The following is a 13,349-nucleotide window of genomic DNA, read 5'->3' as shown; positions in this document are numbered from 1 at the left end:
CTTCTGATCGCCCATCATGAGAATCATGGTTCCGCGGTGGATGTGGAATGCGGTCGGGTTCACCTTTTTGAGCGCGGGGCTCGTGGGCTACTGGGTGCCTGGCCTGCCCGGGACCGTCTTCATGATCTTGGCCCTTGGTGCGTTCATGAAGGGAGCCAACGAGAAGCAGGTCGCGTGGATTTTGAACCACCCCCTCTTCGGCCATATCCTTCGTGACTGGCACGAGAACAAGTGGATTTCAGCCCGGGTGAAGGTGATCTCGGTCAGTTGCGTCGTGTTTTTCAGCACCGTCTCCATCATCGCCCTTCGACCGGTTTGGACGCGCAAGGCGACGTTGGTCGTGATCCCGGTGAGCATCGCCGTCACCGCCGTGGCGGGGGTCGCCTACATCCTCTCGTGCCGTACCAAGCCGTCGTCAGCCACGGCTGGCCCACGCGCCCAGCTCGGCGTCGACGAAACGCCAGGGGAGGTCTTCTCCCTTGCCCGGGGCGAGGCCGACCCGGGTGCTGGAGACGACGCGTCGTTCGACGCCAGGCACGAGGCGGAGAGCCGAGCGACCGTTTAAGAGGTCGGCCCCGTTCAGGGTTGGCCCGACCGCCAACCCTTGGGCGAGTTTGCCAGGCCCCGACAGCAAGTCTTTGTCGTTGCGCGCCCTAGGGCGTCGGGCCCGGACCCGGTCGACCCCGTCGAGGGGCATGGCGGCGCGCACGAGGATGGCCCAAGGCACTCCTTCCGGCCCGGCCACCACGTTCAGCATCCAGTGGCACCCGTAGCAGAAGTAGACGTAGGCCGACCCCGCCCGGCCGTACATCACCGCGTTGCGTGGTGTCCGGCCACGGTAGGCGTGACTGCCGGGGTCGATGTTTCCGGCATAGGCCTCCACCTCGACGATCTGCGCCCGGACCTCGGCAGTCTCCAGCACGGCGCCGACCAAGAGCGGGGCCGATTCCCAGACCGGGAGTCCGGCGAGGGACCGTCGGAGGCTCTCTCCGTCCGGCGTCAACTGCCTTCGTTCAGGTTCTTGCCGAGGGCCAGTTCGGCGGTGTTGAAGAAGGTGTCTTTGTCGCGGATGATCGCCTGCGGCGGCAGGGTCGGACTGACCGTGGTCAGGCCGTCGAACCTCTTCACCGCCGTGCCGATGGCCATGAACTCGATCACGCCGCCCCCGAGGGCATAGACATACGTCTTGATGCCGACGACGTCGTCGGCGCCGACCCGGGCCGCGTCGCGCTGGAGGTGGGCGACCGCGTTCTCGCGGGCCTCGTAGATCATCGTCGTCATTTCATTGATCTCACCCTTGGTGAAGCTCTTGATCGCGGCGGCGATGCCCCCGGCCAGGCCAAGGGAGTAGACGGACACGCCGAGCACCAGCTCCAGGGGCATGTAGCCGAGGTTGACCATGTTCCACATCTCCTCGCATGTCAGGTCGCTCGTGAGGGGTTCGCCTCCCGGGGTGGGCGGGACGGCAGGGTGGTGGGCGGCCGTGCCGATCATGAGCATCTCTTGCATGCCCTGGAACGGGACGATGGTCGTCTGGATACCGACGACGGCGTTCGCCCCCGCCGCCGCCGCCTCGTGTTTGATGCGTTGGAGCGCCATGTGGCGGGTCGTGTTGAAGATGTCGCTGAACTCGCGTATCTCGCCCCGCTGGAGGCTGCGGAACATGCCGCCGATGCCGCCGCCGATGCCGATCGAGTAGGCGACGTTGCCAAACACGAACTTCTTGGGCGTGAAACCGGCGTCGATGAGGCAGTAGAGCTCCTGACCGTCGCTGCTGGTGCTGAACTCAAACGCGGTGTCGCCGTTCTGGCGGTGCAGGCAACTGGCGACGCTCAGGAACTCGATGTTTCCGCTGTGCTGGATCAACTCGCTGCTGACGCCGGTGATTCCGGTCGCCTGGTTGCGTCCGGCGTGCTCCAGCATGCGGTTGTAGCTGAGCAACCGCCCCGTGTGGATGATCTCGGTGACCTGGTTGACTTCGCCGCCGACGAACGTGTTGATCCCCGCGCCGATGCCACCGACAAACCCCATTGAGTAGACGCTGTTGCCGATCGTCAACTCCCCGGGCTTGAAGCCCTTCTGGTGGAGGCAATAGATCTCGTTCCCGCTGAGCCCCGTCATCACGGCCATGGTGAGGGGGAGCGTACCTGGGGGACGGTCGCGGTGCCGTCAAGATTTTGTGTTCGCCCCCTTGGTTTTGGCGGTAGGGTGTCATGACCAGGACCCGGTCGGGTCGAGACCCTTCATAGCTTCGGTCGTGGAGAATCAGTCTGGCCGTCGCGCCCGCAACTCTTCCATCAAGTCGTGCTGCACCCGGGTGAGCGTCAGGTCAGACCGCGTCCGCTCCACCACGGCCCGCAACGCGTCGTTCGTCCGGCGCAGGCCACCGGTCAGCGAGTCCGGAAAGTCGAAGGTGGCCAAGTCTTCGTACACCGTCACCATGGCGTCAAGCAACCTCTCCGCCTCGTCCAACTGCCCGTGCCGCATCCGGTCAAGTGCGGCGCGCCGACACTCGCTGGCCGCCTCGGCGGCACCGTTCAGATAGACCGACGACCCCACTTCAAGCGACTCTGGCGTGGGCCAGGGGCAACCGGTCACGATGGCCAGCGTGGCCGCGGCTTCGACAAACTCCTTCTCCGCGTCTTGCAGGTATCCCGCATAGAACAGTTCGCCGTGCGGTCGGAGGGCGTCCCGGCACGTGTCGCGGATGCCGCGTGCTTCAGCTAGGATCGCGGCCGCTTCGGAGAACTGACCGCGGTGGACGTGCTTGATGCACCGGCTGCAACATTGGATGAGTTGCCGGCACAGTTGGAGCGCCTGCTCGCGCGCCTTGTGCTTGAACTCCATGTCCGCTTTCACGGAACCGACGATCTCGTCCCAACCCATCCGGCCATGCTACATCATCCCTTTCTGGCGCAGGCTGACGTACCTGCCGTCGTGACCGACGACAATGTGGTCGACGACGGTGATCTCCAGGGCCTCGCCGACCTCCACGAGTTTGTGGGTCACGCGCACGTCTTCGGGCGAGGGGGTCGGGTCACCGCTGGGGTGGTTGTGGGCCAATACGATCATCGCCGCGTTTTCGCGGACCGCGGCGCGGAACACCTCGCGGGGCCCGACGACGCTCATGGTCAGCGTCCCCTTGTGGACCGTCTCGACACTCAGGAGCTTGGCCTTGGCATCGAGGAACCCCACGCAGAAGTTCTCGGCCGGTTCGTCGGCCAGATGGGCGAACATGGCGTAGGCCGCCTCGCTGGAGGTGATCTCGTCGGTTTTCACCTTGCCTTGGCCCGCCAGTCGACGGCCCAACTCGATGGCCGATAGGACGCGGGCGGCTTCATAGGCTTCCAGCCCGGCGGCGTCCTTGAGGTCACCCGCGCTGACATCGATCAGCCTGCCCGCCCCAAGGCGGCGGGCCAGTCTTTGGGCAGTGGCCTCACCGTTCTCCAGGTCGCCCGGTTCTCGCGTCATGGCGATGGCGAGCAGGTCGATGTTGCTCGCCGCCTTGACGCCGAGCCGTTGAACCCGGTCCCACGCCGACTCTTCCGCCATCACCAAGCCTCCAGCGCTTCGCGGGGGTCGACGGGCAACTGGACAAAGTCGGGCGGCGGCGGGGCGTAGAACGCCATCGTCGCACCAGTAACGGGGTGGACGAAGGAGAGGTACCCGGCATGGAGTTGCATGGGGCCGTCGCCATAGGGCGGCGGGGCATAAAGGTCGTCTCCGAGGACGGGGAAGCCGACAGCCGACAAGTGGACGCGCACCTGGTGGGTGCGGCCCGTTTCCAGGCGGCAAGCAAGCAAGGCGCCCTTCTCAATCCGGCCCAACACCTTGAAGTGGGTGACCGCCGGTTTGCCGCCCGCAACCGCCGCCATTCTCGTCGCCCGGCGAGGGTCGCGGCCAATCGGGGCCTCGACGGTGAACCGGGCCTGGGCGGGTTCGCCCTTGACCGCGGTCAGGTAGCGCCGTTCGGCGGTCTTGGCGCGCAGTTGCTCGGCAAGGGACCGGTGGACGGCGTCCGCTTTGGCGACGGCAATCAAACCGGTCGTCTCCTTGTCCAGCCGGTGCACGATTCCGGGTCGGAACGACGCCGATCCCGTCGAGAGGGCTCCCCCCCGGGCCAACAGGGCCTGGACCAGCGTCGCCCCGCGCACCGAGGGGCCCGGGTGGACAACGAGGCCACGGGGCTTGTTGACGACGATCAAAGACTCGTCCTCAAACACCACGTCGAGCGGTATCTCGACCGGGGTCAAATCGTGTGGCTTCGGCTCGGGCACCTCGTCGCATTGGACCGACCAGCCTGCCCGAAGCATCATTCCGGGCTTAGGGGCGGCCTCGCCCTCGACGAGGACTCCGCCCGCCTCGACAAGTTTGGCCAGGCGCGTGCGGCTCTCGTGCGGCATCATGCGGGCCAGGAAGGTGTCGAGCCGTTCCTTGCTGTCGGCGACGAAGAGCACGTGGACAGTTTGGCAGACGCCTCGATGGATGATGCGGTGACGGAACTTGGGGCGGGGTCGGTATTGTTGATGGAGTGGAGACGAAGATGAGGACGACGACGCTTGCATTGGTGGCCCTGGCGGCGACGACGGCGGCTTGGGCCCAGGATCTGGACAAGGCGGTCACGTTCAAGACCACGGGTATGTCGGTCGCCGATGTCGTCGCCAAGTTGCGCGCCGAGACGAAAGCGGACCTCCGCGTCACCGGAGTCGTAGGGAAGGAGGTGGTCTTGATCGACGCCGACGGCGTCAAGGCGTCCGACCTGATGGCCAAGCTGGCCGCGGCGGTGGGGGGTGAGTGGGTGAAGTCCGACTCGATGTACCAACTCCTCGTCCGTGACACGGCCCTCCGGAAGGCGGTGAGCCAACGGACCGCCACGGACGCGCTCACCGTCAAGAAGGCACTGGCCAAAATGGTCGGTCAGATCAAGCCCGACGAGCCGTTCACGCCGCCACCGCCGGGCGAGGGGCCCCGCATCGTCTCGGACGAAGGGGTGTCCCAAGTCTTCCTGTCCGCCGGCGGTTCGACGGCCGGCCAGAAACAACTGGCCCGCATCCTGTCGGGCATTTCACCGCTGACCCTTGCCTCCATCGCCCCCGGAGGACGGGTCGTCTTCGCCACGTCTCCGACCGGGGTGCAGCTGCCCATTCCGGGCAACGCCGACGCCGAGGTCCGCAGGGCCATCGCTGACGAGCTCAAGGCCGCCGAGGCGGGCACAGGAGGACGGTCGCAGGTCGTCATCGGGCCCGACAAGGTCGACCGGTCGCTCGCGGCGCTCCGCCGTGGGGTCTACGGCAAGGCGTACTTGGTGGTGCGCCGCAATGGATGGGACCCAAACTTTGTCGCCACGTTCACGGTCGTCGACCCCCGAGGCGAACGAATGGTCAGTGCGACGACGATGCTGGGCCCGGACGGTGTGCCTGAGTTCACCTTGGCCCGGGGGTTGGATTTGGCGGGGGCAGGCCACGGTGTGCAACAAGCCGAAAAGCCCGAGGCCGAGGGAAAGAAGGTCGAGCTCTCCGAGGACGCCAAGAACCTCGCTGACATCTCGCCGGTGCACGGAGGCGCGCAAGTCATGGACGTCATCTTTGTCGCCCGGACGAGCGACGACGACGGGGCGACCTTCACCAGCGCCGGCCCGAACAAACTCACCGCCGGGAAGGCGGCGGGGTTCATGCGCGACCCTGTCGCCCATGAGCCGCTTTCGTACTTTGTCGGTGAGTCAGTGCGGCAAGTGATGCCCGCCGACCGGCCGGTGGTCGCGCTCCTCAGTGACGAGCTCTTTGAAAAAATCCGCACGGTCGTGGCGGGGGGGACGGCCACGACAGGACAGGTGGCGAAGACGCTTGTCGACGCCGGCTATGAGTTCATCGACAAGGACGGGTGGCAGGTCGCGAAACCGCTTGACATTGACCGGTGCCAGAAGCACCGCGTCGACCGGAAGGAGTTCAAGGCCCTCCTCGACGCGACGGCGGCGATCGGGGCCGCACCGCTGGACTCTGTGGCCCGGTACGCCTTGACGTCCCCGGAAACCAACGAGCCCTTGTGGGACCAGACTTACGCAAGCGCCCTATACGGGTCGGCGGCGGGCGACGAAGTCGTGGACACCCGTGGCCGCTTGCGCGAAGCCCTACGGATCTACGCTCGGTTGCCCGAGGGGCAACGGCGGGCCAACGGGCGGACATTGGCCCCGGGTGGGCTGGACACCGGGGACATTTCCAGCCTCGTCTTCCGTAGCCATGACGGGCCGAAGCCGTTCCGCCGGGGCGGCCCACGAAACGTCAACATGGCTGTTTCGGTGACGTCTTCGTTCCCCAATCCGGACCTACCCGACGCTTCGGACCTGTTTGGCCCCGCCTTCGAGCGGACCGACGTCTTTGTCGGCGTCCCGCCCACCGGATTGGTGTTGGACGGGAAGGAAGACACCGTCCTGCGCGTCTACGACCCCAAGACGGGCCAGTCGCAGATCATGGGCCCCGACCAAGTCGGCGACTACCGGGCGATGAGCGAGCAGTCATGGGGGCAGTACGTGGGCGACTCGGTGGGTGAAGGCAAGAAGGTGCAGGTCCTCTCGCGCCGTCGGGTGAACATGCAGGTCAACTTCAGCGGGCGGTACCAGATGACCCGTTCCCTGAGCGACTACGCTCCGCAGGCCCAGTCCAAGCTGGTGTCGTGGAACGAGCTTCCGCTGGAGCTCCAAGACCGCATCGCCGCCTCGTACAAACGCGCCAAGGAGATGTACAGCAAGGCCCAAGTCCACTTCGACGAATCAGGTGGGCGAGTCCGTCCACCGCAACCCTGACCCGTCGTTGCGGTGACTTCTGAACTTTGACCCGGCGGACACGTCCACCATGGGTAAGGGAGCCCGTGCCCCACGGAATGCGTGGTGCGCCCGGGCGTCAGAATTGATATGGGTATCCAATTAGTCGCGCTGGTGCTCGTTGCGACGGTGGCCCCAGCCCCGGGCCTGAAGGCCCCGGTGAGCCTGCACACCAACGGTACGACGGTCGCCGAGGTCGTCCGACAGCTGAGGGGCCTGACCCAGACCGACCTCCGTGTCACGAGCCAGTTGGGCAAAGAAGTCGTGCTGGTCGACGTCGACGGAGTCCCCGCCGACGAACTGATGTCGCGACTTGCCTGGGTGATGCACGCGGAATGGGCCAAGTCCGGGGAGTCGTACCAGTTGCTGCTTCGGGACACCGAGCAAAAGAACGCGGTGAACGCGAGGATCGCCCGGGAGACCTCGGCCTTCAAGGACGCGGTCGACAAGATGTTGGCCCCAGCTGGGGCCAGTCCCCAACAAGGCGGGCGGTCGTCCCGTTGGCGCGACGCCCAAAGGGCCGTCGCCCATGTGCTGTCCCAAGTCCCTCCCGCCACCCTGGCGAGGGTCGCGCCGGGGGCCAGGGTGGTCTTCACCAACATGCCCTTCGGAGTCCAGGTCGCCTTGCCCGGACCTGCCCTGACCGCGGTGCGCCAAGCGATGGCCGACCAGTTGGCGGCCACCCCGGCGCCACGGCCCAATGACCGTGCCGCCCAACGGCGGTACGAGAGCCTGCGGACGGGCACCTATGCCAAGGCGTACCTTGTGGTCCAACGACCGGGCTGGAGCCCGGTCCTCACCGCCTCGGTCCGGGTGGTTGACCAGGCCGGCGACCAGCTCCTCTTTGGGTCCACGGCAGTCGTGGCCACACCCGCTCCGGAATCGGGGGCGGGGGACTCCGCGGCCAAGGTCAAGCTTTCGGACGAGGCGCGGCTGATGGTGGGGACGAGGCGCCAGGCCCGCGGTGGTGACAAGGCGATCGTCATTGGTCTCCAGCGGTTCGAGTCGGCAAGGTTGCTCCCGGCCGACGACCTGGAGGTCGACCAGTCTGCCGCCTCCCTCATGCTCGACCCGGTGGCGCGTGACCCGCTCAGCTTCTTTGTCGGGGAGGCGGTGCGGCAGACCATGCCGGCCGACAAACCGGCGGTGGCCCTCCTGAGCGACGAACTCTTCGAGACCGTGCGGCAGGTCCTGTTCGACAAAGACGCCTCGGTGGCCGCCGTCCGAGACGCCGTGTCGCGGGACGGTTACGAGTGGGAAGAGAAGGACGGTTGGGCCGCTGCGCGGCCGGTGGACATCACCCGTGACTTGGGGCACCGGCTCGACCGGGCCGCGTTCAAGCGGGTGGTGGACTCGTCACGCCATTTGGGTGTCGCATCCTTGGACGCCTTGGTCCCCTATGCCCAGGCGTCGCCCTCCCTCACGGAGAACTCGTGGGACACCGCGTATGCCCAGGCCCTTGGCGGCAACACGCTTCGGTCACAGTTCCTTGAAACACGGGGTTCCAACCGCGAGGCGATGTTAGTCTATGGGTCGTTGCCGGTGAACGGGCGCAACCAGCCTCGGGCCGCCTTCCCGGTCGGCAGTGCGGTCGGGCCGGTGGCCGACCTCCTGTTCTGGAGTTCGGACGGGCCGCAAAAGTCCGGCCAGCCCCGTCGGGCGCAGACCCTGGAGCTGACGTTCCGGGCCGGCCGGTCGGGCAACGCCATGCAGTTCCAGGCGAACTCTGGCGGGTCGTTCGAACGCACCGACGTCTTTAGTGCCGTCCCCGCTCAGACGCAGGTCCTCGTGACGAACAGCGCCGAGAACGTCTTGCGAGTGCTGGACCCGTTGGTGGACCGCGCCCAGGTCTACTCGCCGCGAGAGCTCGCCGCGACGAGGGCGGTCGCCGAGACACGGCCAGGGGCCGTCGACAAGCCTTCGGCCGACACGAAGTACCAGTTGATGTCGAGGCGTCGGGTGATGGTCACCCTTTCCTTCGCGGGCCAATACACGATGTCCCGCCTGCTGACCGACTACGAGCCCATCGGCGGGAGCGAGGTGACGGCCTTCGAGGGCCTGCCCCAGGGCGTCCGCGACGAATATGACCGGACGTTTGCGAAGCTGAGTCAAAACGTCCAGGTCCGGCAGCGGGGCAGGCCCGGCCGGGTGCCGCCTCCCTGAGGGAGTTCGTCCCTCGGTAAGTCAACCGCCAAGGGTACAACCTCCCTCGCATGCGCGAACGGTACGAACCTGCGGCTTTTGAGCAGAAGTGGCGCGACCGGTGGAAATCGGCCGACCTCTTCAAGACCCGCGAGGAGCCGGGGCGCCCCAAGTTCTACGGGCTCGACTTCTTCCCCTATCCGAGTGGGGCGGGCCTGAGTGTCGGGCATTGCCGCAACTACATCCCGACCGACGTCCTCTGCCGCATGAAGGCGATGCAGGGCTACAACGTTCTGCATCCGATGGGCTTTGACGCCTTTGGCCTGCCCGCCGAGAACGAGGCGATCAAGCACAAGCGCAAGCCTGAGGCGATGGTCCATGAATACGGGGCCACCTACCGCCGCCAAATGGAACTGATCGGCGTCGGCTACGATTGGTCGCGGTCGTTCTTTAGCTCGGACCCCGACTATTACCGCTGGACGCAGTGGTGCTTCAAGCTTCTCTACGAGCGTGGCTTGGCCTACCGGCGGTTGGCCGACGTCAATTGGTGCCCCAAGGACAAGACCGCGTTGGCCAACGAGGAGGTCGTCGGCGGCCTGTGCGAACGGTGCGGCACGCCGGTGGAGAGGCGCGCCATCCCCCAATGGTTCTTCAAGATCACCGACTACGCCCAGCGGCTGATCGACGACCTCGACGACGTCGACTGGCCCGAAGGCATCAAGCACATGCAGCGGAACTGGATCGGCCGTAGCGAAGGCGTCGAGTTCGAGATGGACGTCGTCTTCGACGCCGACGTCGACCAGGCCGAGGTGTTCGAAGTGGTCGAAAGGGCTCCCAAGGTCCGCGTCTTCACCACCCGCATGGACACGGTTTACGGGATGACGTTCTGCGTGCTTGCCCCCGAACACCCGCTGGTGGAGAAGATCAAGGCGCACGTGGACGCCGGCCACCAGGTGGCCGTGGCCGAGTACCAGGCTTCGGCCAAAGCCTTGAGCGACGTCGACCGGCAGGCGACGACCCGCGAGAAGACCGGCGTCTTCACCGGTGCCTACGCCGTCAATCCGGTGAACAAGAAGCGGGTGCCCGTCTACGTGGCCGACTACGTCTTGATGGGCTACGGCACCGGGGCCATCATGGCCGTCCCCGGCCACGACGACCGCGACTTTGACTTTGCGGTCAAGCACGGCTTGGACGTGATCCCCGTCATCCAGCCTGACGAGGCGTACCTGCGCGGATTTCACAAGGACGGCGACTTCGACTATGGCCAGGCTTTGGCCGCGTACTTGTCCGGACCCACCAGCTATTACCCACCCTTCGTCTCCAAGGACGCCCGCCTGGTCAACAGCGGAAGCCACAACGGCATGACGCCGGCGGAGGCGGCCGCCTCGCTGGGGCAGTGGGCCGAGGCCGAGGGCATCGGGGAGCGCAAGGTCAATTACAAGCTGAGAGACTGGCTGATCAGCCGCCAGCGTTACTGGGGTTGTCCGATCCCGGTCGTCTACGACAAGGACGGCGACCTTGACCTGGTCCCCGACAACCAACTCCCCGTCGAACTGCCCGACGTCGACCACTATGAACCGAGCGACGACGGGAGCAGCCCGCTCTCGCGGATCGCCGAGTTTGTCAACTGCACGACGCCGGACGGCACCCTGGGGCGGCGCGAGACCGACACGATGGGTGGGTTTGCCTGCTCGTCATGGTACTTCCTGCGCTTTGCCGACCCCCACAACGACAAGGAGGCATGGGATCTCAAACGGGCCGAGTACTGGATGCCCGTCGACTGCTACGTCGGCGGCGCCGAACACGCCGTCATGCACCTCCTCTACGCCCGGTTCTGGACAAAGGTCTTTTATGACGCCGGGCTGGTGAGCGTGAAGGAGCCGTTCCAGCGCCTGATGAACCAGGGCCAGGTGTTGGGCTACACGCCGTACCGTCAGCCGAGAGAAGGCGAGACCTTGGGGGTGGGCGAGGACGGTGTCTTGGTCAGCTTCCAGGAAGCGGCCAAGATGGACGAAAGCGACCTGATGTGGCGTTGGGTGCGCATGAGCAAGTCCAAAGGCAATGTCGTCACCCCCGAGGAGGCCGTCGAGAACTACGGTGCCGACGCCCTGCGTGTGTACGAGCTCTTCGTCGCCCCCTTTGAGCAGAACGTCCAATGGACGAACGAGGGGATGGCTGGGGCGGTCCGGTTCTTGAACCGCGTCCTTGACCTCGCCGGCAAGCTGGCCGAGCACTGGGACCCCCTCTGGTCGATGCGGATCGGTGACGTGGCACCCACGGTTGTTTCCAAGTCCGTTCGGCGGGCCACCCACAAATTTGTCGCCAAAGCCACCGCCGACATCGAGGGCTTTGCCTTCAACACCTACATCTCGTCGGCGATGATCACGGTCAACACGCTGACCGACTTGGTCAAGTCGACCAAGGAGCCTGTCGGGGCCGAACGGCTTGCCTTTTGCGAGGCTCTGGAGTGCTTGGTCAAGGTGTTGGCTCCCGTCGCGCCGCACACCGCCGACGAGATCTGGGAAGGACTGGGCGGGGAGGGCTTCACCTACAACTTGTCTTGGCCGGCGCATGACCCCGAACTCGCCCGCGACGACACCGTCACGATCGCAATCCAAGTCAACGGCAAGCTGCGCGACACCATGGAAACCGCCGTCGACGCCCCGGGCGACTCCTTGGAGGACGCCGCCCTGGCGCGGGACAAGGTCAAGCCCTTCCTTGAAGGCAAGACGGTCCGCAAGGTCGTCGTCGTGCCCGGCAAACTCGTCAACATCGTGGCCTCATGAAAAACGCTATCCTTCTCGTCGCTGGCCTTGTCGTCCTTTCGGGGTGCGGGGCCCCGCGTAAATCTGAGGTGATCAGCAACCTCGACGAGCGCAACCAGACCGTGCTCCAAGTGAAGGCCCTGACGACGGTGGCCTTTGTCAAGCTGGTCGCCGACGACCCGGTGGACGCCGCCGACCGGGCGAACGCGGCCAAGGCGTTGCCTCTGGTCAAGAAGGTCCTTGAGTTCTCCCCTAACGAGCCCGAGAGCTATGTGCTCCTCGCCCGCACCGAATGGGTGCTGGGCAATCACGCCGAGGCGGAGGCCAACCTGAAGAAGGCGATCGAGGTCCAGCAGAAGTACCACACCAGCGTCCCGGCGTTGGAGGCGGAGGCGCACCATGACTTGGCGCGGCTGGCGGTCTCCGACGGGCGTTGGGTCGAGGGTGGGAAGGAGGTCGACGAGGCCCTGAAGCTCTTCCCGACTGAGCCGCGCTACCTGGTGACCAAGGCCTCGGTGCAAATCCAGGCGAAAGACATCGACGGGGCCCGGGTGAGCGCGGCCAACGCCCTGAAGGCCGACCCGCAGAACTCGCGGGCGCTTTCTATGCTCAAGATGATCCAGGCGGCCGACAAGGACGCCCCCGCAAAGGCTTAGCCTTGATCCGCGCCCACGGGCGGGGAAACTCGTTCGGCGTCGCCCGCACCTTACGGTACACGGGAAACAGGCGCACGACGTCTGTCCCGGGAATGTCACGGAGCTCGGTGGCGACAAGTTCTAGGCCGAGTTGGCCGCACGGGACAGACTCGCACTCCTCCAACTCGGCGGGGGTGCGAAACGGAACGACGAGGCCGCCGACCCGGCACCATGCCGCGCTGATTTCGAGCTGGACGCCAAGGGGCGCACAGGCCCGCCCCGTCACAAGGTCGGTCGTCTCTCGTCCGTCCAGTTCCTCAGCGCGACCGTTGATAACCTCGACGTTCGCTGGCGCTTGAGAGGCGAGGAACTTGGCGAACTTCTCGGTGGCCTCGACGGCGGTGACATGGATGTCCGGTCGGCACAGGGCCAAGGGCACAGTGGGCAGGCCCGGTCCGGGGCCGAGGTCGAGGACGTGAGCGTGGGGGGCGGCGAACTCAGCGGCCAGCAACGAGTCCGCCAGGTGGAAGACGTCAGCCGCTTCGCGCGGCACCCGGGTGAGGTTGGCCCGTTCGTTGGCTTGGTACAACGCCTCGACGTAGCGGTGCAGTGCCGCCAGTTGGTCAGGGGACAAGCCAATGCCCAGCCGCATGGCGACGGCGCGAAGGGCGGGGAAGTCCATGGCCAGGGGTTAGGGTACCAGGAGGGGTAACTTGAGGTGGATGTCCCCCGACCTGAGGATCAAGACCGGCGTGACCCTGTGCTTGGCTGGGTTGACCGTGGCGTTGATGGGTCTGCTCTTGACCAAACGCGGGGAGTTGCCGCTCCTCGTCTTTGTCGGCGGGTTCGTCTACTTGCCCGGTTCGTTCTTGGCGTTTTTGTCGGCCCGCGGACCCGAACGCAACAAGGTGTTCTTGACCCTGCGCTTCATCCGGCTCGCCTTTTTCGGTGTGGTGGCGTTCACGATCTTTCGGATCATGAACCCCTAAG

12 protein-coding genes are annotated in these 13,349 nt (G+C 65.9%); 5 read left to right on the top strand and 7 right to left on the bottom strand.

Annotated elements, in window-relative coordinates:
- Window positions 1-87 precede the first annotated feature (87 nt).
- The 6 genes from KF857_01770 to KF857_01745 form a co-directional block, all read right to left on the bottom strand.
- Entirely contained in the window at window positions 88-357 is a 270-nt protein-coding gene (locus KF857_01770) for a hypothetical protein (GenBank protein MBX3110710.1), read from the bottom strand.
- Window positions 358-415: 58 nt separating this feature from the next.
- Window positions 416-1,003, bottom strand: a complete 588-nt coding sequence (locus KF857_01765) for a DNA-3-methyladenine glycosylase (protein MBX3110709.1) — start codon at window positions 1,001-1,003, stop codon at window positions 416-418.
- Window positions 1,000-2,130, bottom strand: coding sequence for a heavy metal-binding domain-containing protein (locus tag KF857_01760; protein ID MBX3110708.1), 1,131 nt, complete (start codon window positions 2,128-2,130; stop codon window positions 1,000-1,002). The genes KF857_01765 and KF857_01760 overlap by 4 nt, the downstream gene beginning before the upstream one ends.
- A 135-nt stretch (window positions 2,131-2,265) precedes the next feature.
- Complete coding sequence (locus tag KF857_01755) at window positions 2,266-2,886, bottom strand: hypothetical protein (GenBank protein MBX3110707.1); 621 nt, start codon at window positions 2,884-2,886, stop codon at window positions 2,266-2,268.
- A 9-nt stretch (window positions 2,887-2,895) separates the two neighbouring features.
- Window positions 2,896-3,552, bottom strand: a complete 657-nt coding sequence (radC, locus tag KF857_01750) for a DNA repair protein RadC (GenBank protein MBX3110706.1) — start codon at window positions 3,550-3,552, stop codon at window positions 2,896-2,898.
- Window positions 3,552-4,457, bottom strand: a complete 906-nt coding sequence (locus KF857_01745) for an RluA family pseudouridine synthase (GenBank protein ID MBX3110705.1) — start codon at window positions 4,455-4,457, stop codon at window positions 3,552-3,554. Before KF857_01745 ends, radC begins: the two co-directional genes overlap by 1 nt.
- A gap of 86 nt (window positions 4,458-4,543) precedes the next feature.
- Here KF857_01745 and KF857_01740 point away from each other — a divergent pair, with 86 nt between their 5' ends.
- From KF857_01740 to KF857_01725, 4 genes are all read left to right on the top strand, one after another.
- Entirely contained in the window at window positions 4,544-6,799 is a 2,256-nt protein-coding gene (locus KF857_01740) for a hypothetical protein (GenBank protein ID MBX3110704.1), read from the top strand.
- Between the two features lie 108 nt (window positions 6,800-6,907).
- Window positions 6,908-8,980 (top strand): hypothetical protein, encoded by a 2,073-nt coding sequence (locus tag KF857_01735; GenBank protein ID MBX3110703.1) that lies wholly within the window; start codon window positions 6,908-6,910, stop codon window positions 8,978-8,980.
- Window positions 8,981-9,030: 50 nt separating this feature from the next.
- Complete coding sequence (gene leuS, locus KF857_01730; GenBank protein ID MBX3110702.1) at window positions 9,031-11,745, top strand: leucine--tRNA ligase; 2,715 nt, start codon at window positions 9,031-9,033, stop codon at window positions 11,743-11,745.
- Window positions 11,742-12,380 carry a tetratricopeptide repeat protein gene (locus KF857_01725; GenBank protein ID MBX3110701.1) on the top strand — a complete coding sequence of 213 codons (639 nt, stop codon included), beginning with the start codon at window positions 11,742-11,744 and terminating at the stop codon, window positions 12,378-12,380. Before leuS ends, KF857_01725 begins: the two co-directional genes overlap by 4 nt.
- On the opposite strand, the gene KF857_01720 is transcribed toward KF857_01725, so the two are convergent.
- The gene (locus KF857_01720; protein MBX3110700.1) at window positions 12,334-13,041 is read right to left on the bottom strand and encodes a 16S rRNA (guanine(527)-N(7))-methyltransferase RsmG; all 708 of its coding nucleotides are present in this window, start codon (window positions 13,039-13,041) and stop codon (window positions 12,334-12,336) included. The two genes, KF857_01725 and KF857_01720, sit on opposite strands and share 47 nt — an antisense overlap.
- A gap of 40 nt (window positions 13,042-13,081) precedes the next feature.
- Here KF857_01720 and KF857_01715 point away from each other — a divergent pair, with 40 nt between their 5' ends.
- On the top strand, window positions 13,082-13,348 hold the full coding sequence (locus KF857_01715) for a hypothetical protein (GenBank protein MBX3110699.1): 267 nt from the start codon (window positions 13,082-13,084) through the stop codon (window positions 13,346-13,348).
- Window position 13,349: the final 1 nt, after the last annotated feature.

The sequence above is a fragment of the Fimbriimonadaceae bacterium genome, assembly GCA_019638795.1.
In the GTDB taxonomy this organism is placed as follows: Bacteria; Armatimonadota; Fimbriimonadia; order Fimbriimonadales; family Fimbriimonadaceae; genus JAHBTB01.
Note: the sequence above shows the minus strand (reverse complement) of the source record. Positions and strands in the feature narration are given on the sequence as shown.

What these genes read in the sequence shown, in the direction of transcription:
- KF857_01770 (MBX3110710.1), bottom strand. Translation starts at nt 357, where the DNA reads ATGCTCACCGGGATCACGACCAACGTCGCCTTGCGCGTCCAAACCGGT.
- KF857_01760 (MBX3110708.1), bottom strand. Translation starts at nt 2,130, where the DNA reads ATGGCCGTGATGACGGGGCTCAGCGGGAACGAGATCTATTGCCTCCAC.
- KF857_01755 (MBX3110707.1), bottom strand. Translation starts at nt 2,886, where the DNA reads ATGGGTTGGGACGAGATCGTCGGTTCCGTGAAAGCGGACATGGAGTTC.
- radC (MBX3110706.1), bottom strand. Translation starts at nt 3,552, where the DNA reads ATGGCGGAAGAGTCGGCGTGGGACCGGGTTCAACGGCTCGGCGTCAAG.
- KF857_01740 (MBX3110704.1), top strand. Translation starts at nt 4,544, where the DNA reads ATGAGGACGACGACGCTTGCATTGGTGGCCCTGGCGGCGACGACGGCG.
- KF857_01735 (MBX3110703.1), top strand. Translation starts at nt 6,908, where the DNA reads ATGGGTATCCAATTAGTCGCGCTGGTGCTCGTTGCGACGGTGGCCCCA.
- leuS (MBX3110702.1), top strand. Translation starts at nt 9,031, where the DNA reads ATGCGCGAACGGTACGAACCTGCGGCTTTTGAGCAGAAGTGGCGCGAC.
- KF857_01725 (MBX3110701.1), top strand. Translation starts at nt 11,742, where the DNA reads ATGAAAAACGCTATCCTTCTCGTCGCTGGCCTTGTCGTCCTTTCGGGG.
- KF857_01720 (MBX3110700.1), bottom strand. Translation starts at nt 13,041, where the DNA reads ATGGACTTCCCCGCCCTTCGCGCCGTCGCCATGCGGCTGGGCATTGGC.
- KF857_01715 (MBX3110699.1), top strand. Translation starts at nt 13,082, where the DNA reads ATGTCCCCCGACCTGAGGATCAAGACCGGCGTGACCCTGTGCTTGGCT.